Source organism: Furfurilactobacillus sp. WILCCON 0119 (genome assembly GCF_053471565.1).
On sequence record NZ_JBPCCV010000006.1, the window covers coordinates 1 to 23,830 of the forward strand.

Here is a 23,830-nt window from a genome sequence, read left to right on the forward strand (position 1 = left end):
TTCAAAGACCCTACACATTTGATTCGTCGAAACGTTGTTCAGTTTTCAAAGATCTAACTCGTTGCCTCAAGACAACTTAATTACTATATCACTTGGCTTTGAAATCGTCAAGCTTTTTTATCAGGAAATATTCGATCAATCGCTTGTCGCTCAAGCACTCCCTGACAACATAAGCTATCTTATCAAAGCACCCTAGACCGGTCAAGCACCAATTTGCAAAAAAGCGGCCTTAAAACGAGATTCACATCCGGGATATCCAACAATAATCCGGTTCCAATTGTAAATTTGTTCGCTTTTAAAGTAACTCCACTTCACCGAAGTCGTTATTTCCCGGTAAAATCCCGACCAACCTCATCCACCCACAAAGGATTTCCGAACAAAAAAAAGATTCCACAAATTGTGGAATCTTTTTTTGTTACTTAGTTTTAGCGACTTCAGGTGCATCCGTACTGTAGTCGTTCGTTGTTGTTTTACCGCCATTCTTGGCCTTTGCGCTAGTTGGATTTTCCTTTTGTTCCTTCTTCAGTCGTGCCTTTGTTGCACTTACTGAATAGTCGTAATCGGCCTTATCCACCTTTTTATAGCCCGTTGGCGTGTAAAAACGAAGGAGATCCCCTGTAATGATCTTATCCGACAAGCCCAAAACCTTATTAACGTGAGCCTGATCTGCCGCAACTTCCTTCTTCTGCGCGTCAGTCAACGATAACAGTTTTCCGGTACTTGTATCATAGACCTTGTTTCCGACCTTGGTATACTTCGGCGTTACGAAGTTACCATCTCTAAACGGTACGATTTGGTTCCGCTGTGTCGACAGCATGTCTTGTCCCATCATGATGTAATTGCCAGTCGTCTTAATGCCGAGTAAGTCCATCATGGTTGGCAATGCATCGATCTCACCACCATACGTATGGTTCACGCCGCCCTGCACACCAGGTGCATGAATCATAAATGGCACCTTTTGGAACTGGGCAAGGTCGTAATCCGTAACGGTTTTCTTCCCAAGGAGCTTTGCAATTGCAGGACGGTGGTTATTTGAAATCCCGTAGTGATCACCATACACGACAATCATTGAATTATCGTACATCCCCGCCTTCTTCAGGTAATTAATAAACTCACCAAACGCCTGATCCAGATAATGGGCTGTGACAACGTACCCATCCACAGTGTCATCCCCAGTATTGGTCTTTGGGAAGGAAGCGTCCTTTTTGCCCAACAAATAAGGATAATGGTTCGTGACCGTAATCACCTTAGCATAGAACGGTTGTGGGAGCTGTTCAATATATTTAGAAGAATCATCAAGGAAGATCTTGTCTTTTAACCCATACCCAACGTTATTACTTGGTTTATCCGCATTAGGATAGAAGGCTTTACTAAAGAAGTTCTCGTAGCCCCATGCCTTATATGTGTTTCCACGATTCCAGAAACTTGGGACATCCCCGTGCATTGCGGCCGTTGTATACCCATGCTGGGCCAATATTGATGGTGCAGCTTGGAACGTGTTTGATGACCCATATGTCACCATGGCAGACCCAGTTGGCAGACCATAAAGGGAGTTTTCCATCATCATTTCTGCATCAGAGGTCTTCCCTTGACCAACCTGGTTATAGAAGTTATCAAACGCTGTTGTGTTCTGATCGTGATAGAACGCGTTAATGTTTGGCGTTACTTCCTGGTTCTTCCACTTATAATCAATTAGGAATTGTTGGAAACTTTCCAAATGGAAGACAAACACGTTCTTCCCTTGTTCTTTCCCGAAGTATTGGAAGTTTTCCCCCGCCGGATTTTCCTTCAGGTACGTCTTGACCGCCTGGAGATCGTCCTTTGAGGCTCTTTCCCGGCTGGTCTCTTGTTGGTGCGTTTGATAAATATTAAAGACTGCGTACTCGTTTAACCCTAAGTACTTCACAATGTAGTTATTATCAAATGTCCGGGTCAATAACCCTGACCGGTCGTTTACAGACAATCCGTAATCCGTCATCATCAAGGCCATTGCAAAAACCGTCATGGTCACGGCGAACCGCTTCTTTAAGGGCCGCTTATCTACCTTGATCAGTTTGGTCAATAACATGACAATTAAGAATGCCACATCAAGGAACACAAGGAAGTCCGTCGCGTGAAGAATTCCCGCCAACGACTTCCCAAGGTTATTATCAACCGCACCGGAACCTTTCATGATCCCCATTGACAGGAAATCCGAAAATTCACGGTAGTACAAAATGTTGGAAAATAACCACAAACTTTGAAGGAAGTCGATGATCATCATCAACCAGTAGGCAAGTTTTCCCCGAAAATACAGTGCGATCCCGAACAACAGCAGCGCCGTTGGAATTGGATTCAGCATCAAAATGAACTGCTGAATCGGCGTCGTTGCACCTAATGTAAACTTTGTCCGGTACGCAAGGTATGTTTTCAACCAAAACAACACCGTTGTCAGGATAAAAAAGCCGAGGGTCGTATTTAATTTGGCATACAGGCCCTTGAAGAATTTCGCCATGTGTTAGTCCTCCACGCCCCTCACATAACACCATGTCTAGGGGCTCGTTATCAATTTGATCGCTAAAATTGCTAAAGCGAAGCTTTAATCAAGCTTAAACTCAACAAATCCATATTATAGACAAACCCCGCACAATTTCAAACATTGGCGGGGTTCTTCATAAATTCTTAGTTGTCAGCCGAAATTTAAAAGACGGCTTCAAATTCGTTGAGTGCATCATAGATCGCAACAGCCACCATATCGACATTGTCGTAACTAAAGGCTGGTGTTGTTCGCGCATCCTGAACCTGCCACTCTCCCGTTAGGTGATCCAATGAGACTTTGCAAACGGGAACGCCAAATTGCTCAAAGTATCGTGTTTGAATCGTTTGATGACGATCAAACTGCATGGCCCGAAGCCGTCCTATAATCGTTTCTAGCGGTGTTTTTTCTTCATCATTCATTTGTTTCCCTCTTGTTGTTTCATTAGTTCTTTGCGGTTCGTCGGTCGCTCAGTCACACGATCCGGTTTTAAAGCCATTGCCCACATCCCGGAGAACATTCCCAGGTAATACGTAATGATCCGCCATAAAATCATTGCCAACACCAACTTTGAGCGGCTAGTCACGTAACTTGCAAAGAGTGCTTCGAAACTGAATTCGGCGCCCCCTGCCCCACCAGGAATTGGAAACAGTGAAATCACCATGACAATGAGCACGTGTAGCGCCGTTACCATCAGAATATTAACGTGGCTATACCCCAGCGCCAACATGATGAAGTATGGAATGAGGTAGTAAATTGCCAGCTGAGCCATTGTCAATAACGCCACGTGAACCATGAGGCGCCATTGTGACTTAATGCGGAGACTTTCTAAATAAAAAGAATCAATCTTCTCATCCAGTGTTACCCGCCAACGCTCATATCGTTCTGGCTTAACAAACCACGCCAATGGTTTCATGCAAAGATTCACTAAGCGTTTGGTCATCGAATGCCAGAACATAATCATCAGCAGTCCGAGGATCACAACCAGGTGAATTAAGAAGCCAAAAACCACGAAAAGCGCCAAGTAATGCAGCTTTTCTGCAAGGTATTGAAAGCCAATTGCGAGTGCGATCAAAAAGTTGATCACGATCATGCCCTGATAAACGACAAACTTCATTAACAAGACAGAACTCGCCCGGCCACCATCCACCCCCGTTTGAATCATGGCAATCAGTTGTGCTGGTTGGCCCCCACTAGAAAACGGTGTGATCCCATTAAAGAGTTGTTCGATAAGCGGAATGCGAAGTGCGTCTTTAAACGTAAACCCACTAATTCTGTCATTAACAAACACCTGCATAATTCGCGCTTCAATCAGCAGGTACCCGACCATGCAGAGCACCGCGACCAGGAGCCACCACCCGTTGATGTTCAAAAAATCATGAATAACTTGCGCCAACGCGACGTTGCGAAGTGAATACGCAAAAATCCCAATCCCAATCAACAACATGATCACTAAAACAATGCGATTTCGTCGTGACATTCCTACTTTTCTCCTGCCTGTTCGCGGTAGAACCGGTGCCAGATCTGAGCCAAATGGCTAGCAGAATATTCATCCGCCCCCAATAAGGCCTGATCGTGCAAATGCTTCATCCCCGCTGGATTTGTTTGTAACGCGGTCAGCTTCTGCTGCATCCCGCTCACGTCACTCGCGCTTTCGTAATAGCCATCAATAATGGCACGGTAAAGATCCAGATCACGCAGTAACACTGGTGTTCCACAGCTAAATGCTTCTAACACCGACATTGGAAACAGTTCATTATACGACGGTAATAAAAATAAGTCAGCCATGTTGTAATAATCCACTAGGGCTTCCCGATCCACAATCCCAGGGAATGACAAGTTTGCAGGTGGATTATCCACCACCCGTTTTAAATCAGCATACCCATCTGTGATCCGGCCAAACGAAAATCCGCCAGCCCAGATAAACTGCACATCAGGATTGTTCTTTGCCAACGTAATGAAGTCACGAACACCTTTTCGTTCCTGAATTTGGCCGATTCCCAGCACCGTAAAGCGCTTTTGATCATAGTGATAGCGTTCCCGGGTGGCCACCTTTTCTTCTGGTGTCATTTCATAGAATTCACTCTTGGCCACAAAATTCGGAATGTACGTAATTTTTCCGCGGGGAATATCGTAAGCTTCCAGTTTAGGAATAAACGTGGGGTTCACCACCACAATGTGATCCATCCGCTTATAAAACGAAATCAGGTAGTGATAAAAGATTTGCTTAGCGACCGGTGGCAGTTTAAGACTCCCCTCCATGGTCTCCGGTAAAAAATGCACGTACCCAATTTTTCGTCCGCGACCGGGTAAAAAAGTCGATAAATAGTAGGGAAAATTCACTGTGTGATAGTGTGTGATGTCAGCGCGCCCCCACTTATTGATCCGCACATCAAACTCACCATCAAAATTATCTCTCAATAATTTGACCAGCTCCATGTAAGCACTGCCGACCCCCTGGCCAGGGACAGACGTTGCCGCTGAAAACATGTTAATTCTTAACATTACTGACTCCTCAAACATTCCTTTAGTTTAAAAAACACGTGTTCCCAACTGACTAACCGCCAGCCGGCAACACGTGTTTGACAAAGTTAATCACTCAACTTGGCTGATTTTTCACTATCTTCCTGATAGATTAACTGCGCATCGGCATAGAACTGAATAATTCGTTTTCCAAAGGCATCTGCAGAAATCTCGTACAGGATTCGTTGACGCACCGACCGATCTGACAAATCAACCCGGTTAGCTAGGTAGTCGCACACCGCGTGCACCAATTCATCCTGTTGATGAAAGGTCTGCCCGACTGCTGGAACCGTTAATAGGTCATCCGCGTACGGACTACTCATCACCACAATTGGCGTGTGCGCAGCAATCGCCTCGATGTACGTAAGCCCCTGTGACTCTGAATCACTGGCCGAAACAAAGACGTTTGCCATCTGATAGTATTGGTAAACTTCATCATTAGCAACTTCACCAGTAAACGTGACGTGATCCGCTAACTTCATGGTCTTAACCTGTTCTTCCAGATCTTCACGCGCCGGACCGTCACCAACAATTAACAATTGTGCCGTTGGTTGTTCAGCCAGCACATCTGGTAACGCCATAATGATTTCATGAATATTCTTTTCAAACGCAAGCCGTGATAAGGAAAGCAATACCGGCGTTGTCGCTGAAAAACCGAACTGCTCACGGAGATGATTTTCCTTAACTTGTTCATACTGCGGCAAATTCACACCGGTCGGAATAACCCGGATGGGCGTTTTAACGCCGTAAGCCGTCAAGGTTGTTAGCACCCGTTCAGACGGTGCCACAACCCCCTCAACTCCGCGCAGGTACCCACGTGTCATGGTTTTAACCTGCCGTGGCCGTAATAATTTTCCGTTTGCAATGTAGTGTAGATAATCTTCATACATTGTGTGGTACGTATGGATAACGGGAATTTTTAACGTATGGGCAATGAATTTCCCCATTAAGCCCATCGAAAACTCGGTCTGCGTATGAATAATGTCAAGGTGGAGATCCTTAGCGATTTGCAACGCATGAAACATCCCCCGGACGGCAATGCGCCGATCAGTGAATGAAACGAACGGAACTGATGGAAACCGAAAAATATTCCGTTCATACACGTCCTTATCAACCTTCGGGTCTGTTGACGTAAAGATGTACACTGAGTGACCATTTTGTTCTAATTGGTCACGAAGCGTTTTTATGGAAGTGGCCACACCACTTACCTGCGGAAAATATGTATCAGTAAATATCCCGATATTCACGCTGGTGCCCCCTTCCTCTTCGTCAGTCGTCAAGTTCATTGTTTCATCCATTAAAATAATCAAGTTACATTATACGGATTGGCTGCAAAGATAGCAAATCCGAATGATGTTTATTCCTAATCATTCTAAACTAGTCCACCATGCGATGCCAATCACAACGTTGCCAATCATCCATTTAATGCTAAAAATTAACTTTTCCACAAAAAAGAACCAGCCCATAAATGGACTGGTTCCCCCTAATCGTTCAACTAATCAACAATTTGTTTCATGTAGTCATTAACAAGAGCGGTCACTTCATCGTTTGTTTCCGCATCAAGAGCCTTTTCGACCAAGGATGCTGTTGAAACAGTGTCTAACCGCTTCATTAATGAACGAGTTTGAAGCATTGACGTTGCACTCATTGAGTACTCGTCCAAGCCCATGCCCATTAACAATGGAACGGCAACCTGGTCGCCGGCCATTTCACCACACATCCCTGCCCACTTACCTTCAGCATGAGCCGCGTCAATCACTTGTTTAATTAACCGTAACAACGATGGGTTGAGTGGTTGATACAAGTAAGACACGTGTTCATTACCACGGTCAGCAGCAAAGGTGTATTGAATCAAATCATTGGTTCCAATACTGAAGAAGTCTGCATACTTAGCCAACTTGTCCGCAATTAGGACCGCCGCCGGCACTTCCATCATCATTCCGACGTCCATGTGGTCAGCCACTTTGACGCCATCGTTAATGAGGTTTTGACGTTCTTCATCATAGATTGCTCGTGCACGTTTGAATTCGTCAACCGTTCCGATCATTGGGAACATAATTGCAATGTTCCCAAAGGCAGAGGCACGCAATAATGCCCGCAACTGTGGCCGGAATAAGTCTGGTTGGTTCAAACTGATCCGAATGGCCCGGTAACCCAAGAACGGATTCATTTCTTCAGGCAATGGTAAGTAGTCAAGGTGTTTGTCCCCACCAATATCCATGGTCCGAACAACCACTTGCTTACCGTGCATGTCTTCGGCGGCCTTTTTGTAGGCCTTGAACTGAGTCTCTTCATCGGGTAATTCAGAGCTATCCATGTACAGGAACTCTGAACGGAATAAACCAACTGCTTCCCCACCGTTATCATTAACAGCAGTGATGTCATCGGGAGTCCCAATGTTTGCAGCAATTGTGAATGACTTGCCATCTTTAGAAACAGATGGTTGGTCACGCAATTTATCCCATTCAGCCTTTTGCTTAGTGAAATCATCACCCTTTTTGGTGAAGGTCGCAATGTCATCAGCTGATGGATCAATAACGCCGACACCATCAAGACCATCAACAATCACCTGGTCACCTTGCTTAATGGCCGTTGTGGCAATTTCAGTCCCAACGACAGCAGGAATTTCCAGGGTCCGACTCATAATTGCCGAATGTGATGTCCGCCCACCAAGATCCGTAATGAAGCCCTTAACGTACTTCCGGTCCAGTTGTGCGGTATCACTAGGCGTCAAATCATGAGCCACGATGATTACTTCAGAGTTAATCAAAGCAGGATTGGGTAAATTCTTACCCAGCAAGTGACTCATAACCCGTTTGGTTACGTCACGTACGTCAGCTGCCCGTTCCTGCATATAAGCATTATCGGTCATGCCTTCAAAGATCATGATAAATGAATCCGTGATCTCCTTCAGTGCTTGTTCGGCATTAACCTTATCAGAATCGATCTTACTTTCCATCTGCCCAATCATTTCTGGATCGGTCAGAATCGTGATGTGCGCTTCAAAAACTTCAGCTTCTTCAGCACCCAAATTCTTTTCAGCAACAGCTTTAATCTGTTGCAGTTCTTCAATTGAAGCATCTAAAGCACTGTGCAACCGTGCCTTTTCAGCATCAACATCGGAAATCGTCTTCTTTTCAAACGTTAAGTCCGGATCAACTAACATGTAGGCCGAAGCAACGGCAACACCATTACTTGCGGCAATCCCACTAAGCTTCTGAGTCATTAGTCAGACAAACCTTCTTTTGTCATGGTTTCTGAAATTGCGTTGATGGCGTCTTTTTCGTCAGCACCTTCAGCTGAGATCGTTACATCAGCATCTTTACCAACACCAAGTGACATAACACCCATGATTGACTTCAAGTTAACTGACTTGCCATCGTAAGCCAAGTTAATTTCTGAAGAAAACTTGGAAGCAGTCTGAACCAACAAAGTGGCTGGACGTGCGTGTAAACCTGTGTCTGCAATAACGTGAAAGTCTTTAGATTCCATAATAATTAATCTCCTTAGTTCTCTTAAATTTGTAAGGGATTTCTTTGCCGTGAAAACGGCGATTTACCAATCACCTTCTGTATCATAGTAGCATATGTTTTTTACAAAATACAAGCTTTCGCAAATGAATTTATTTGCACAAAGTAAGCGTTACCATTGTTAACCTTATCACATCAATGGTCTAGACCCTAAAACTTTTTTTAGTCGCAGTGAGCGTCCTTATCATCGCGCTTAAAGACGACCGCAACAGTGTTCCCCCATGACAAGTTAACCCCGTCAAACTGATTACCAACCAGCTTAACGGGGTTAACTTTACTTCACAAACATTTTATTTAGTTGAGGAATCGCCTTTAGTCCATCACTTAATCCGTTTGGTAATGGTACGTTACTTCCCCGCCGCGCGTTGCAGCACCCACAATTCGTTGCCGATACTCCACGTTCATTAACGCCTGTTGAAACGCCATGAACTGATCAGGCGTAACCGTCAATTCATCCAACGTGCCGTCGTGCAATTGTTCCAATTTTGCTGCATAGTCTTCATTCATCTCATTCATTTCCTTTCGATCGACGGTCAATGAGCCGGCTAACAGCCAACCCGCTCGCAAGAAGCCCCAGAAGCACAACCATTACGCCGGTGATCAGTGCGCCCACCGTTAGTCCTGGTGTGTGGTAGGTTAACACCACCTGCTGATGACCGGCTTTTAACAGTTTGATTCCGACAAAGGCTCGGTCTGTTTTGATAATTTTTGCGGGCCGGCCGTTAATCGTTGCAGACCAGCCCTTCGCATACGGAATGGAGGAGGTCAGGACGCCGGCCTGTGTCGTTGTCACATGTCCAGTTACCCGGTTATGACCCACTTTTAATTGTTGCAAGCCGTTTCGTTGAATTTGTTGAACTTGCTTATCATAGGCACTCGCCATTGGTAAGCCCACGAGTTGCAGTTTAAACGTGTATTGGCCTACCTGCCCCAGTTGTAGCTTCATCCCGTTCGTTAGTTGATGTTTACCAACCCAGCCAAGGTTTAAAACCCCGGCCGTTGTTGGTTCAAACTCACTCAAATTGGTTTCAGGAATTTGGGCCAATGAGTTCGTTACATCACCATTATTAATGGTGATCCGCCACGCCTTGTTCGGTGAACCAACGGCAACATCCCGTTTGAAGGCATCCCACGTCCCGTGAACATCCGTTTGATTACTGCCGGAGGACAACACCCCATTTAAGCCACTCGAAGAGAGCTTATCAATGGCAATTCGATCACGCAAACTGGGTTCATTATACGTCACATCCGTGATTAGTGCGCGAACTTCCATTCCCGCGTACTGCTTTGCATGCGGGATATACAGTGTATAGGCATCATTCTTGTTCGTATGTGCCAATCCGCTGGTGCTGACAAGATTTTCCTGACTATCATACAGTTGGTACGGAATGACAACACTCTGTGGCGTCAGTGTCGTTTGCTTCAGTCCACTTGGATCTGCAATCGCCGTCGCTGCCGATAAACTGGCTTCCTTCTCATTGGCGTCCATTGCTGTGTAAGTTTGATTACTAATGACATGCGGTTGAAAATAGACCAGCGGAAAATTAGCCGTCGTTTGATAAACCTGAACATCCCCATTCTGCCCATAGAAACCTTCATTTAAACGAGTTGTTTCGCCGTACGCCGGTTCATAATTCGCCGGAAGGTTTGTTTCAGATGATAACGGTGAATTTGCGTAAAGATCGCGTACGCCCAAGAAGTTTAGGACCCGGGTTCGATCATCAAACTGTTGAATCGGTAAGTTCAATTCCCGCTGGTTGTTCAATAAATCGTGACTAAACTGGGTTAAGGCCCCATTTTGTAACGAATAAAACGAGCTTGTGTTTGGTTGGGTCGTTAAAAAATTGTTCGCGATAATGTTATCTTCGGCCGCCGTGGAATCCCCCGCCGTCACAAAGTTGCTCACATTGCTGGAGCGGTAAAAACTTGGTGCGTTTGGCGTTGTTTCCCCAGCCTGCGCCGCTAACGTTGGTTGTGAAGCAAGCGCACTCGGCGCCGTTCCGTACGGCTCATTAATTAGGGTCGCTGCTTCCCCACGGGGGAGGAATTGATGAATGTCGTACGCCGTATTTTCAAAGTTAAACGCAACAAAGATGTTCACCACCACTAATGACAACAAGACACGCGGTTTCAGTAACGCCGGCCGAACCGTCCCAGCGACAAAAATTCCTGCGTAGACCACCAGAAATAATAATTGTGGTAACAAGGTTGTTGAAGTGCCCTGCATGATGACCGCACTGATCAACACCAGAATCAAGACAACACCCGTCCATTTCAAAATCGGGAGCCAGTCTTCCAGGGTCATTTCCCCTAATTGTTCGCTAAAGGTCGCAATCATTAATGCCATCGGTAATGACATTAAGAACAGCCACCGATTTGAGGGCGACGTCGCCCCGTTTAACGTTGCGGCAAACATTGGCAATAATGCCATGACCGCAGCAAGGATCATCGTGCGACTGACCAATGGAAACTGGCGATGGTGCAGCAACGTCCAAATAACGACCAACAGCAGCATGTTAACGGAAAGTGTGTTTAACCAAAACGGGTCGACATTAACGTTACCCACTAGCGCACTCGGCAAACTCAAATAGTACTGTAAGGAATAAAACTTCATGCCACTGGCAAACGGAACGTCAAAGCGTGGTGATGCTTGCAACGCAGCCAATTCAGGAACAGTAATCCAGGCGGTGGTTACTGCGCCAAGTAATCCGCTCACCGCTAATCGGCCCAAATTTCGCCAATTTCGTTTACTAAAGGGTTGTGGTAGTTCGCACCAGCGAAGCACCAGATACACGATCCCGCCAACGGCTAAAAGTGCGGCCAAATAAAAGTTAACCGCAATCGCAAAGTACACGACAATCCCAAAGCCCCACGCTGACCGTCCTTGAAGCACAGCTTCAATTGCAACAATGAGTAACGGTAGTAAAATCAACGAATTAATAAAGAACGGTTGAAACAGACTGGCGTAGATGGCAAAGCCACTGCTCAGGTACACCAACGCACCCAGCCAAATACTCCAATTTTTCAGACGTAAATGGCTAGCACAATATGTGAAACTTAGTCCCGCACAAAAAACGCGCAGGATGGAAATGATCTGGAACCCCAAGATCAATGAGGATTTTTTTAAAAGGAGACTCAAATAAGCAAACGGATCGCCAATAACATAGTAGGAAAACGTTTGAACGGTATCTGCACCAAGGCCAATGTGCCAGGACCACTGGGTCGGCCCTGCCGCCAAATGATGCAACCAGTCAACCAGTAATTGCCGGTACGACAACATAATCGGGACATGCTGATGAAGGACATCGTGTGTCGAGATTAATGAGTACCCAAACATGAGGTCAACACCGTACGTCACTGCAAAAAAAAGACAGAAAAAGAGCACGTACCCACCATAAAGTTTTCCCTTCGAACGTTGTGCAAATGAAAACTTCATCATGAGTCGTGCTCCTTTAATTATCCACTAGGTTAATGATGGCAACCCATCAATTCTTTCATTATGAACAATCTTAAATCAAGGTGCAACTGAAAGTCTGCGATTAAATTAGCGGGGACTCTCAATCCAGCCCAACGATCAATCAGACCTCTAATCTACTTCATAAAATGCGTCTTTAACGCGTATTGCTTACCAGCCACAATATCGTATTGAATCAACCGGTAGTCATGCAACAACTGCCGCTGATGTTTCGTCAGTGATTCTTCTGAAACGATTCGGCCGCGGTGGTTTACAAACTGTGCACTTCCATTCAAGAAGGAACCTGTATTGTCGACAGAAGTGTTCACCGTTAACGCTGGCAATTGCTGATGAACACGCGTTAATAATGCATAATATGGTGAAACTTTGGTGTTTGCTTGTTCCATGGTCATCGCTGAAAAATCATTTGGGCTAACATATGCATCATTAGATTGTTTATAACCATGTGTTCGCGAGTACTTGTTGGCATAAATAAAATAATCTGTTTCATGCAACCGAAGCCCGTATTTGGTCATTGAATCACCATCGTAAAGGCTAGCCAAGTGATCACCATACCAAACCCAGATAATCGGCTTTTTTATCTTATCGAGCTTCTGCTTAAACGCTTTAACAGCCGTATCAGTATAGGATAACCCCTGTGCGTAAGTCTCGATTTGCTGCTGCCCTTGGTCAGAGGTGAACGCCGTTCCGGAAGCTGTATAATCATGATCCGGATACTTGTCAGTAAACGGATAATGATTTTGCATCGTCACTAGGTTGATAAATTGGCCACCTTTACGTGCATTGATTTGCTTAAGCGTATTTGCATAGGCCGTTTTATCAGACAAATAGTCGCTTGTCCCAATTTTATATTGGTTTTTAATTGGATATTTACTGCCCACGTAAGCAAATTTATTAAAATTAAACTTTTTATAAACAGCAACCCGATTATAGTAAACGCCAATGTAAGGATGAATTGCAGATGAATAGTCAAATTGATTCGTAAGCGCTGGTGCTTGCTTCAAAGTCGTCACTAATTGCGTATATGGTGTTGGTAATGTTGGTGAAAAGTTACTAATTGCCATCCCCGTTAACGCCTGATACTCCATATTAGCCGTTCCACCACCATAACCGGAACTCAACATCAATCCTGAAGTTGTTTGTTTTTTTAACTTTGTAATGTACGGGATTGGGTTCGGCGTCACTGTCAAATTAGGCACTCGATTTGGATTAGAAAAACTTTCGCTGAGGTTCATGATTACCGTTTGGTTTTTCAATGTGCCCGTTCGAGTCCGGTTAATTGTTGTTGCTTCATGCTGATACCGCCGCACAATTCGATCAATCTCAGTCTTAGAATAACCATCTGGTTCAGGCATCACAGATACGTCAACATTATTTAAAAACTGAATAATTGGTCCGTTTTTTTGCGCACCCTCTTCTTGGTTAAAAAATTCTCGCGAATCATCAACAACGTTGGTAACACCCATAAAAACTGAATGATTATGATTCCAAAAAAATGTTGATCCAAAAGTAACAAATGCAACCAACACCAATACCCCACGAGAGCGTAATGATAAGTTTAATTGTTGAGGAACGCGCAACTCCAGCCAGATCATCACAACAGCAAGAACGACGATTAAAACCACACTACTTATAACAACGTCTAGTCCAACCATCTTTAGCAGGCTTCCCAATGCCTTAGCTTCTGCCATATCAGATGGTAAGATTGGTTCTTCCCGCGTCTTGATTTTAAGCACGTTAGCGATGATCACAATGACAACCGCTGTAATCGTGGTCAACAGTGAAACCCAGTATCGCTTCGTTAATGCCAGCAATAACCAAAAGAAAGAAGCAATAAATAAGATGTTAAACCAGAGAACCGGCTCTCTGAATAGCACTGTGTAGAAAAAAAGATTAACGTAACTTCCCGTTGTATTCATTAATGTGATGGACGCTAATGCCAATCCGTAAAATGCCCCTGTTGTCCACAAGCCACGACGGTGTTTAAGGATCCATTCTTTAATTCTTCCGGTCGTAACAGCGCTTGGTTTTGTCCAAACATCATTAATCACCATCACTATTTGATTAACAAGTTGTTGCCACCACTTTGTTTTAACTATCAGTTTCATCATGATTGAAACAACATACGTCACAACCAGGATGCCAACGCACAGTCCTAAAAACAACAATAACTTCTTTCGATAAAGACTCGGAACGGTAAAACCAAACGTCTTATTCAAAAGATCATTAAAGGTCGGGTTCCCTAATAAAACAATCGTTATCACCACTAATAACGAACCGGTCGGCTGCCACACACTTTGGCGATTTTTTTTAACCGATGGATTCAGCTTAATTAAATAAAGAAATGTAGCAACTGATAGCCCTATCGTTAACAATGAATTTTGTGTAACGAACCGATTAACGGTTGAAATGTTTTGGTGTGCAGTGTCTGAGATAGGAATCATCATCAGCATTAATCCACCCGCCAAAATGGTAAAACAACCACTTATCCATAACCACTTTCTGTGCGCTAATTTAATCGGTCTGACCTTTACTAATACCCCAATCATGGTCAATAAAACTGAGTTAATGACGTTAACGCCATTATTAAAACCCCAAAGATCTTGATTCAAAATCATCGGCAATCCAAATGCTAACGCTACGATGAGCCATAGTAATCGTACATAGTGACCGCTGATTTTCGTCAATAATGGTGCTACTAACACACTAATTCCTGCTGCTGTTAGCAACGGATATGAATTTCGCATTATCGGTAAAAATATTTGCCATAATGTTCCAGAACCCATTGACTGGCCAGCAGTCATCCACCCCAAAAGCCCCAAAAAGCCGACAAAAATGGTTGTTAACCAACTGGTCACAACCACTTTTAGCGCCCGCTTTTGGCTGCCTGCTGAGTAGCCAATCCAAATAAATAACATTGCTTGCCCAGCATTTAGCAAATACTTCACCAAGTTGGCTACTAGCCACCGTTTAGAAATTACATTGTTAGCTGGATTCGAAATGTCATTAAGGATCCCTGCTGCCCCGAAAAAAAGTTGATTCAAAATAATTGTCATCCACAAAGCGACAATGAAAATTGCGAAATTATCTACCTTATTTCGTGTTCCCTTGTTCATCCTAAGCTTATCCTACTTCCATTAATTCATTTGTGTAAAGTGATTTTTTAACTCCGTAAAGTTGAAACTAAAAGAAACCGTTTAGCAAATATCTTACCAGTTTTTTAATGACACACTTCTTAAAAAACGGTGACAAATATTAATTCATGAGTGATATACCATGCTGTCAGTTTTCTGATTCCACCAAAGGTTTTGCTCGTATTAGCACTCATTTAGATAAAGTGCTAAAAAAAGAAGCAAACGACTTGCACACTTTTAGTTAGCGTGTATAATACTGGTAAAAGGTCAAGGTTGGTCAAACACGAGTTTGATGTAAACCAACCACCTCAGCACCGTGCGACCACTTGACGTGCCAGCACGTGTCATCTTAAAGGAGTGATTGAATGCTTTGTCAAAATTGTCAACAAAATGAAGCGACCATCCACTTGGGTCTCAATATGAATGGTCAAGAGATGCAAGTTAACCTTTGTCAAGATTGCTATCAAAAACTACAAGACTATCAAAATAATTTAATGAATGGAAACGGAGGAGCAAACATGGCTCAAGATCCATTTGGTTTCGGTAACTTAGACGATTTATTCTCTGCCATGCAAAGTGGCAACGGCGCCCAAAACAATTTCCAACAGGCCCAACAGGGACCTAAAACGCAATCCGGCCGTGGCGGTAATAACGGCGGGCGAAATAAAAACAGTAAACACCCCCTTCTTGATCAATATGGTTTAAACCTAACGGATCAAGCAAAGGCCGGAAAGATTGACCCCGTGATCGGCCGTGATGGCGAAATTGACCGGGTCATCGAAATTCTTAACCGCCGGACGAAAAACAACCCCGTTTTAATTGGTGAAGCTGGGGTTGGGAAGACAGCTGTTGTTGAAGGCTTAGCACAAGCCATTGTTAACGGTAATGTTCCTGAAAAGCTGTTAAACAAGCAAATCATCCGTTTAGACGTTGTTTCACTGGTTCAAGGAACCGGAATCCGCGGTCAATTTGAACAACGGATGCAACAATTGATGAGTGAAGTTTCAAAAAATGACGACATTATCCTCTTCATTGATGAAATTCATGAAGTCGTTGGCGCCGGAAACGCTGAGGGTGGCATGGACGCCGGAAACGTGTTGAAACCTGCCCTTGCTCGTGGTGAGTTCCAACTGGTTGGTGCAACCACCCAAAAGGAATATCGTGACATCGAAAAGGATGCTGCGCTTGCCCGGCGGTTCCAACCAATCGAAGTGGAAGAACCTTCCGTTGAAGACACCATTGCCATTTTAAAGGGAATTCAAAAGCGGTACGAAGACTACCATCACGTTCACTACACGGATGAAGCCATTGATGCAGCTGCTAAGCTTTCCGCACGTTATATTCAAGACCGGTTCCTGCCTGATAAGGCCATTGATTTAATGGATGAAGCCGGTTCAAAGAAGAACTTAACGTTACGTAACGTGGACCCAACGTCATTTGAGGACAAGATTCACACCGCGGAAGCTCACAAGCAGTCTGCCCTAGATAAGGAAGACTACGAAAAGGCCGCCTACTACCGTGATCAAGTTAACCAACTTGAAAAGGCCAAAAAGGAAGCAGACGAAAATCCTCAACCTGATGATGCTGCTACGGTCACCAATCGTGACATTGAACACATCATTGAAGAAAAGACCGACATCCCAGTTAGCGACCTTCAGGCACAAGAAAAGACCCAGCTTAAGGATCTTGATAAACGCCTAGAGGCTCACGTCATTGGTCAGGATCAAGCCGTCAACAAGGTTGCCCGGGCCATTCGCCGGAACCGAATTGGGTTAAACCAAACGGGTCGTCCAATTGGTTCCTTCCTCTTTGTTGGTCCCACTGGTGTCGGAAAGACTGAAACTGCTAAGCAGTTGGCGAATGAACTCTTTGGTTCACGTGACGCCATGATTCGGTTTGACATGAGTGAGTACATGGAACAATACAGTGTTTCTAAATTGATTGGTTCTGCCCCTGGTTACGTGGGGTACGAAGAAGCCGGTCAGTTGACTGAACAAGTTCGTCGGCACCCCTACTCATTGATTCTCCTTGATGAAATTGAAAAGGCGCACCCTGATGTTATGCACATGTTCCTGCAAATTCTGGATGACGGTCGTCTGACAGATTCTCAAGGGCGGACCGTTTCATTCAAAGATACCATTATCATCATGACGTCTAACGCCGGTTCTGGTGATACGGGCGAAAGTAGTGTTGGTTTTGGTGCATCAACGGATTCTCATGCCAGCATGATGGCTAAACTAAGCAATTACTTTAAGCCAGAGTTCTTAAACCGGTTTGATGACATTGTTGAGTTCAATCCACTGAATAAGGAAGCACTGGGCCAGATCATTGAACTTATGTTAAACGACATGAACGATCAGTTAGCCAACCGTGACTTGCACATTCGTGTGACAAAGCCAGTTGAAACAAAGTTAGTTGAACTGGGCTACAATCCAGCAATGGGGGCCCGCCCACTTCGCCGTGTGATTCAGGAACAACTTGAAGATCGGATCGCCGACTTCTTCCTTGATCACCCAGCAGACCATAACTTACTGGCCGTTATGGATGGCGATGACATCAGTGTTCAAGCGGATGACCAAGCTTCTCCTGCACCAGTTGAACAAAGCGAACCTGCTAAAAACAACGATTAACACAACAAAAAAACTGGTCGGCTTCACCATGATGGTGAAGCCGACCAGTTTTTTTGTACTGTTATTTTAAGTTTGCTAAAAGATTTTCCAAGCCTCGAGGATCCAGTCACCTTTCCCAGCTCGATTGCGCTATACTAAAACTATTAATCAAAAAGCGATGGGGTTATTGACTTATGAATGAACAAGTAGTTGAAGGGATTCCAGTATGGGTCTATTACACGGATGTTGATTCCGGTGATACACTGTTAGATCCAAAATTAGTTCGTGGTAATATCGGTGATCATTACACAATTGACATCCCAGAATTTGCTAACTATCGACTATTCCGGCATTCTGGGGATCTAGACGGCGTTTTTTCAACTGATCAACAAGAAGTTCGCCTATTTTTCCGAACGGCTGATTGGGCTGAAGTTGAAAAGGTCCATATGTATGCAACCATTCAAGAAGACCTCCCCACTTACGATCAACCAGATGGTGAACTTCAGGCGCTTGAAATGCCAATTGGTTCCGTTTGGCGGGTCTTTTCACGGATTGCCACAGATAACGGGGAATTTTGGTACAACATGGGGATCAATCAATGGGTGATGTATAAACCAAATGCGTTTACCCTGAGCTCTAAATCAGCCCAGACAGTTGCCCGCGAAGAAGCCCCACTTCCAGAACACGATTGGGACGTTCAACCCATTGCTGCTCGTGGTGCCATCGATTTTGTTGACGGACAGTCAGTCTCCTATTATTCAGAACCATATGGCCGGCCTGCTGGCACCGTTCCAAACCGGAGCGCCGTCATCATCGAAGGTGAAATTAGTGATCCTTCTGGTGTCGTCTGGTTTCAATTACAGGGTCTTGGTTTTATCAATTCAATGTACGTTAAACTAACGGGACCCATTAACATCAGCAATTCATAATCTAACTTAAACCAGCGTGTTTGCTAGAGTTTTTCTAACAAACACGCTGGTTTTTACATTGACTAATTAAGCCGTCTCAACAAAAAAGGGTTCAAGGCCAGCATTATGACCTTGAACCCTTAACTTATTTAGCACAGATTGCTTGCTCAGTGATTAGACACGGACTGATTCTCTGCTTGCGCTGGACCGTTGCATATGGGCATACCAATGATCCCCAATCTGCGTCGTCCCCACGGTTTCAAACCCGTGACGGTGATATAGCGCTTTAGCCCCAGGATTATCGAAATCAACGTTTAATCCAATGACCCGCTTATTATCTGCACGCGCACATGCTGGGATAGCATCCAGTAATTGGCCACCAATCCCCATGCCCTGGTACTCAGGATCAACCACAATGGAATCTAAGTACCACTCATTTTCGAACGCCTCATAATCAGATCCAAATGGATCATCGGCGAATTCATCACTAAACTTGGTTGCGGCTTCCAACACATGGTCCACAACGTCCTCATTTTCATCGGGATAACCAAAGGCAACCCCTACTACTTGACCATCGGCCTCGGCCACTACCGTTGTTGCCACACCAGAGAGATAAGCTTCACTCTGATAGGCAGCGGTAATGGCCTTTAGGACGGCAGGGTCCGAAACGTCTTCTAGTTCTTCTAGTTCCATTTCTTTGAAGATAATGTTGATGAGGGGGGCTATCTGACCGGCGTCATCTTTTTGTGCTTCTCGGATTGTTATGATAAATATTCTCCTCCATTTCGTATGTTGTTATCATAACGAATTTCCGGTCGAAAGGCAAAGTCCTTGCTTAATCCTAAAACGAGCTTAACAATTCGCCCGGACGCCGTTATGTTTGGTAAAATAGACGTTAACAACAAACTTATTTGAAAAGAGGATTTTTAGCCCATGATTACGACATTGATCATTGTTGCTGTCATCGTTATTCTGGTGATTGCGTACATTAGCATCTACAACGGTTTAATTCGCGCGCGTACCTATACAGAAGAATCTTGGAGTCAAATTGACGTTCAACTCAAACGGCGGAATGACTTAATTCCAAACTTAGTTGAAACAGTGAAGGGCTACAGTAATTATGAACAAAGCACGTTAGAAAAAGTGATTGGCTTACGAAACCAGCTGGTAAACACTCCTGCTGATGACCACGCACAAACAATGGCCGTTTCGGATCAATTGAGCAACAGTTTGAAGAGTATTTTTGCCTTATCTGAAGCCTATCCTGATTTAAAGGCGAACGAAGAGTACACAAAATTGATGGAAGAACTCACCAATACGGAAAACAAATTGGCTTATTCCCGTCAACTCTATAATACCAGTGCAGCCAGCCTAAACATGAAACTTCAAACGTTCCCAAGCAACCTTGTTGCCGGGATGCACCATTTCCAAAAAGCGGACTACTTGCAGGTTCCCGAGGAAGAAAAAGCGGCGCCCAAAGTGTCGTTTGATAAGTAAATAAAGGAGTAACCACGTTGTTATACGAACAGATTCGTCAAAACAAACGCCGGACGGTGTATGTCCTAATTGGTTTCATCTTATTAACACTGGCTGTTGGCGCCGCACTTGGTTACGCCATCATCGGGAGTACCATTGCCGGACTATTAATGGCCGCAGTGATTACCGCCTTTTACTGTTTCTTGATGATCAGTAACTCCACGAACGTTGTCATGAGAATGAACCACGCCCGTGAAATTACCAGCGCAGACCAAGCACCTGAACTATGGCACATTGTGGAAGACATGGCGCTTGTCGCCCGGGTGCCAATGCCCAAGGTTTTCATCATTGATGACGACAGTCCCAACGCCTTTGCAACCGGGAATGATCCGGAACATGCTGCTGTCGCTGCAACAACAGGGATTCTGGCCGTCCTTAACCGTGAAGAACTTGAAGGCGTTATTGGCCATGAAATGAGTCACGTTCGCAACTACGACATTCGTTTACAAACCATTGCGCTTGCCCTAGCAGCTGCCATCAGTATGCTCGCCAGCATCGGGGCGCGCTCATTATTTTGGGGTGGTGGCCGGCGTCGTAGCAATGATAACAACAGTAATAATGATTACCTGCAAATCATTTTGTTGGTCGTCTCACTCGTCCTCATTGTGCTCGCCCCCATCGCTGCTTCCATCGCCCAAATGGCACTTTCACGGAACCGTGAGTACCTAGCGGACGCTGGTGCTGTCGAGCTCACCCGTAATCCACATGGGCTCATCTCCGCCTTACAAAAGATTTCAGCGGGCGAACCCATGACGGAGGCAGACCCCAGCAGTGCCGCCCTCTACATTAGTGACCCGCTGAAAAAACGGTCCATGGCACACCTCTTCGATACGCATCCGCCCATGGCTGATCGAATTGCCAGACTGGAAAAGATGTAACCGCTTCTTGACGAACCCGGTTGAAAGGACCCGGATTCGTTTTTTTTATTCATTTGAAGTACGCTATTATGAAACAGATTGTATTACATTCATTAAAGAGGTCTAAACATGCCAACTTTGACAATCGTTCTCCCCTGTTACAATGAGGAAGAAACGTTACCAGACACATTACCAAAACTACAAAAAATTCTTAATGACCTTAAAGACCAGCAAAAAATTGACAACGCTAGTTCCCTTCTATGTGTTGACGACGGCAGTCAGGATAAAACCTGGGCCATCATCACTGACTTTCATGAACGGTATAACGACGTTGCCGGTGTGAAATTCAGTCGGAACTATGGTCATCAAAACGCCCTCATTGCAGGGTTAACCGTTGCTCAGCCCCAATCCGATCTGATGATTACGATCGATGCTGATTTACAGGACGATGAATCCACGATTCCAGAAATGGTTGAAAAAAGTTTAACTGCTGATATTGTCTATGGTGTCCGTAATGACCGGACAACCGACAATGGCTTCAAACGGTTTACTGCCAACAGTTTCTATTGGTTTATGAAACGCCTTGGCGTTGATATGATCCCAAATTCAGCCGACTATCGGTTAATGAGCAAACGGGCCGTTACTGAATTTTTAAAGTATGACGAACGGAACATGTTCATTCGCGGGGTTGTCCCCTTGATCGGTTTCAACCATGATGAGGTCTTTTACGCCCGCAAGGAACGCCAAGCTGGTGAAACAAAGTATCCGCTATCGAAGATGCTTCACTTTGCTTTAGACGGCATTACTTCCTTCTCCATCGCACCAATTCACATCATTATGAACACCGGCTTTTTAGTCGCACTCATCAGCCTCATTAGCATGATTTACTCCTTTGTCCAGCACGGCCTTGGTCACACAACCACCGGCTGGTCATCACTCATTACCTCCATTTGGTTCTTGGGTGGCCTCCAGTTGATTGCCATTAGTGTGATTGGTGAGTACATTGGGAAAATTTTCACTGAGGTCAAACATCGGCCTCGGTTCACCATTGACGTTGATCAATTCTCCACACCAAATTCACAGCGCAATCATTAAATCAACAACGTAAAAGCCCTAACAACATCATGTTGTTAGGGCTTTTACGTTTACCAGAAATTACAAGCGTTTTGATAACGTTACATCTGGATATTTTGAAACGAACCAATTTTCAGCGAATTGGTTTTCAAATAAGAACAACGGCCGCCCCTCACGGTCACGAACCAGTAAGTTCCGACTGGAGGCCATCGATTCATCAAACGTCTCATCTTCGATCCACCGGGCAATTTTATGACCCATGGGTTCCATAATGACGTCCGAATTATATTCATGTTGCATCCGGTATTGGAAAACTTCAAACTGCAATTGGCCAACAGCACCAAGAATGTAGTCATTACTGGTTCCGGCCCGGAACAACTGAATGGCCCCTTCCTGAACCAGTTGCTCAATCCCTTTAGTAAAGGATTTTTGTTTCATAACGTTTTTCGGCGTTACATGAACAAACAACTCAGGGGTAAACGTTGGCAGTGCCTCAAAGACTTCTTCTTGGCTTCCAGCGTAGATCGAATCCCCAATCTGAAAGTTTCCAGTGTCATACAGTCCAACAATGTCACCAGCAACGGCCGTGTTCACGTTCTCACGCTCCTCTGCCATAAACTGGGTGGAATTATTCAACCGCAGCTTTTTGCCTGTCCGCGCCAACGTAACGTCCATCCCCCGTTCAAACATTCCTGAACAGATTCGAACAAATGCAATCCGGTCCCGGTGATTCGGGTTCATATTTGCCTGAATCTTGAAAATAAATCCGGCAAATTGGTCTGTTGTGGCCGACAAGACATCACCATTTTGAAGCTTGTGATCTTCTGGTTGCGGGGCGTACTTCAAAAAGCCCTTCAGTAAATCAGTCACCCCAAAGTTTGTTAACGCTGATCCAAAGAAGACCGGCGTTAACGCCCCAGTTGCAACCTTTTCAGGTGTTAATTCATTCCCAGCGAGTTCAAGTAATTCAATTTGATCCTGCGTATCTTTCCAAATTGAGTCTTGGCCTAAAGCGACGTCAGCAGCTAAGTTGTTATCGTCACTTAACGCCACAACCTGCTCTTCACGGTTTTTTTCAAGCAACGTTGCGTGGTGTGACCGGAAATCAACCAACCCCTTTAGTTCCCGACCCATCCCAACTGGCCAGTTCATTGGATACGTTTCGATTGCCAGTGTATCTTCAATCTCTGACAATAAATCAAGTGGTTCCCGACCATCACGGTCAATCTTATTCATAAAAGTAAAAATCGGAATCCCACGCATCTTACAAATTTGGAATAGCTTTCGCGTTTGTGGTTCGATCCCCTTGGCTGAGTCAATGACCATGATTACTGAGTCAACGGCCATCAGCGTTCGGTACGTATCTTCAGAGAAATCCTCATGTCCTGGGGTATCCAGAATGTTAATCCGACAATCTTCAAAATCAAATTGTAAAACGGAACTGGTTACAGAAATACCACGTTCCTTTTCAATTTCCATCCAGTCAGATGTTGCAAACTTCCCCGTTTTTCTTCCCTTAACGGAACCAGCCTCACGAACAACGCCACCTAACAGTAACATTTGCTCCGTTAACGTTGTTTTCCCGGCATCGGGGTGAGAAATAATGGCAAATGTTCGTCGTTTTGCGATTTCTTTCGTTAATTGATTAACTTCAACCACAACATGACCT

The 23,830-nt window shown here is 44.7% G+C and carries 17 protein-coding genes; 5 read left to right on the forward strand and 12 right to left on the reverse strand.

All coding sequences use genetic code 11. The features are described from left to right. Positions 1 to 415: 415 nt before the first annotated feature. From ACRYI5_RS09725 to ACRYI5_RS09770, 10 genes are all read right to left on the reverse strand, one after another. On the reverse strand, positions 416 to 2,494 hold the full coding sequence (locus ACRYI5_RS09725) for an LTA synthase family protein (RefSeq protein ID WP_448225123.1): 2,079 nt from the start codon (positions 2,492 to 2,494) through the stop codon (positions 416 to 418). A 185-nt stretch (positions 2,495 to 2,679) separates the two neighbouring features. Beyond that, complete coding sequence (locus ACRYI5_RS09730) at positions 2,680 to 2,937, reverse strand: DUF1797 family protein (protein ID WP_448225124.1); 258 nt, start codon at positions 2,935 to 2,937, stop codon at positions 2,680 to 2,682. Continuing rightward, on the reverse strand, positions 2,934 to 3,995 hold the full coding sequence (locus tag ACRYI5_RS09735) for a lysylphosphatidylglycerol synthase transmembrane domain-containing protein (RefSeq protein WP_448225125.1): 1,062 nt from the start codon (positions 3,993 to 3,995) through the stop codon (positions 2,934 to 2,936). The genes ACRYI5_RS09730 and ACRYI5_RS09735 overlap by 4 nt, the downstream gene beginning before the upstream one ends. A gap of 2 nt (positions 3,996 to 3,997) precedes the next feature. Then, complete coding sequence (locus tag ACRYI5_RS09740; protein WP_448225126.1) at positions 3,998 to 5,020, reverse strand: glycosyltransferase family 4 protein; 1,023 nt, start codon at positions 5,018 to 5,020, stop codon at positions 3,998 to 4,000. A gap of 86 nt (positions 5,021 to 5,106) precedes the next feature. Then, positions 5,107 to 6,285 carry a glycosyltransferase family 4 protein gene (locus ACRYI5_RS09745; protein WP_448225232.1) on the reverse strand — a complete coding sequence of 393 codons (1,179 nt, stop codon included), beginning with the start codon at positions 6,283 to 6,285 and terminating at the stop codon, positions 5,107 to 5,109. A gap of 248 nt (positions 6,286 to 6,533) precedes the next feature. Beyond that, complete coding sequence (gene ptsP / locus ACRYI5_RS09750) at positions 6,534 to 8,264, reverse strand: phosphoenolpyruvate--protein phosphotransferase (RefSeq protein WP_448225127.1); 1,731 nt, start codon at positions 8,262 to 8,264, stop codon at positions 6,534 to 6,536. Beyond that, positions 8,264 to 8,530: a phosphocarrier protein HPr gene (locus tag ACRYI5_RS09755; RefSeq protein ID WP_407881027.1), complete on the reverse strand. Its 267-nt coding sequence runs from the start codon at positions 8,528 to 8,530 to the stop codon at positions 8,264 to 8,266. The genes ptsP and ACRYI5_RS09755 overlap by 1 nt, the downstream gene beginning before the upstream one ends. Before the next feature lie 362 nt (positions 8,531 to 8,892). Beyond that, positions 8,893 to 9,075, reverse strand: a complete 183-nt coding sequence (locus tag ACRYI5_RS09760) for a hypothetical protein (protein WP_407881025.1) — start codon at positions 9,073 to 9,075, stop codon at positions 8,893 to 8,895. A gap of 1 nt (position 9,076) precedes the next feature. Then, positions 9,077 to 12,007, reverse strand: a complete 2,931-nt coding sequence (locus ACRYI5_RS09765) for a YfhO family protein (protein WP_448225128.1) — start codon at positions 12,005 to 12,007, stop codon at positions 9,077 to 9,079. Positions 12,008 to 12,159: 152 nt separating this feature from the next. Further along, a complete protein-coding gene (locus ACRYI5_RS09770; RefSeq protein WP_448225129.1) occupies positions 12,160 to 15,159 on the reverse strand; it encodes an LTA synthase family protein in 3,000 nt (999 codons plus the stop codon). A gap of 383 nt (positions 15,160 to 15,542) precedes the next feature. On the opposite strand from ACRYI5_RS09770, the gene ACRYI5_RS09775 reads away from it, so the two are divergent. Then, positions 15,543 to 17,807: an AAA family ATPase gene (locus tag ACRYI5_RS09775; RefSeq protein WP_448225130.1), complete on the forward strand. Its 2,265-nt coding sequence runs from the start codon at positions 15,543 to 15,545 to the stop codon at positions 17,805 to 17,807. Between the two features lie 173 nt (positions 17,808 to 17,980). After that, the gene (locus ACRYI5_RS09780) at positions 17,981 to 18,715 is read left to right on the forward strand and encodes a MucBP domain-containing protein (RefSeq protein WP_407881019.1); all 735 of its coding nucleotides are present in this window, start codon (positions 17,981 to 17,983) and stop codon (positions 18,713 to 18,715) included. A gap of 153 nt (positions 18,716 to 18,868) precedes the next feature. Here ACRYI5_RS09780 and ACRYI5_RS09785 read toward each other — a convergent pair whose 3' ends face one another. Next, positions 18,869 to 19,462 (reverse strand): N-acetyltransferase family protein, encoded by a 594-nt coding sequence (locus ACRYI5_RS09785; RefSeq protein WP_448225233.1) that lies wholly within the window; start codon positions 19,460 to 19,462, stop codon positions 18,869 to 18,871. Between the two features lie 168 nt (positions 19,463 to 19,630). Here ACRYI5_RS09785 and ACRYI5_RS09790 point away from each other — a divergent pair, with 168 nt between their 5' ends. The 3 genes from ACRYI5_RS09790 (at position 19,631) to ACRYI5_RS09800 (ending at position 22,182) form a co-directional block, all read left to right on the forward strand. Beyond that, positions 19,631 to 20,191, forward strand: a complete 561-nt coding sequence (locus ACRYI5_RS09790) for a LemA family protein (protein ID WP_407881038.1) — start codon at positions 19,631 to 19,633, stop codon at positions 20,189 to 20,191. 17 nt (positions 20,192 to 20,208) lie between these two features. After that, complete coding sequence (htpX, locus tag ACRYI5_RS09795) at positions 20,209 to 21,108, forward strand: zinc metalloprotease HtpX (protein ID WP_448225131.1); 900 nt, start codon at positions 20,209 to 20,211, stop codon at positions 21,106 to 21,108. A gap of 108 nt (positions 21,109 to 21,216) precedes the next feature. Then, positions 21,217 to 22,182: a glycosyltransferase family 2 protein gene (locus ACRYI5_RS09800; protein WP_448225132.1), complete on the forward strand. Its 966-nt coding sequence runs from the start codon at positions 21,217 to 21,219 to the stop codon at positions 22,180 to 22,182. 60 nt (positions 22,183 to 22,242) lie between these two features. On the opposite strand, the gene ACRYI5_RS09805 is transcribed toward ACRYI5_RS09800, so the two are convergent. Next, positions 22,243 to 23,820, reverse strand: coding sequence for a peptide chain release factor 3 (locus tag ACRYI5_RS09805; RefSeq protein WP_407881014.1), 1,578 nt, complete (start codon positions 23,818 to 23,820; stop codon positions 22,243 to 22,245). Positions 23,821 to 23,830: the final 10 nt, after the last annotated feature.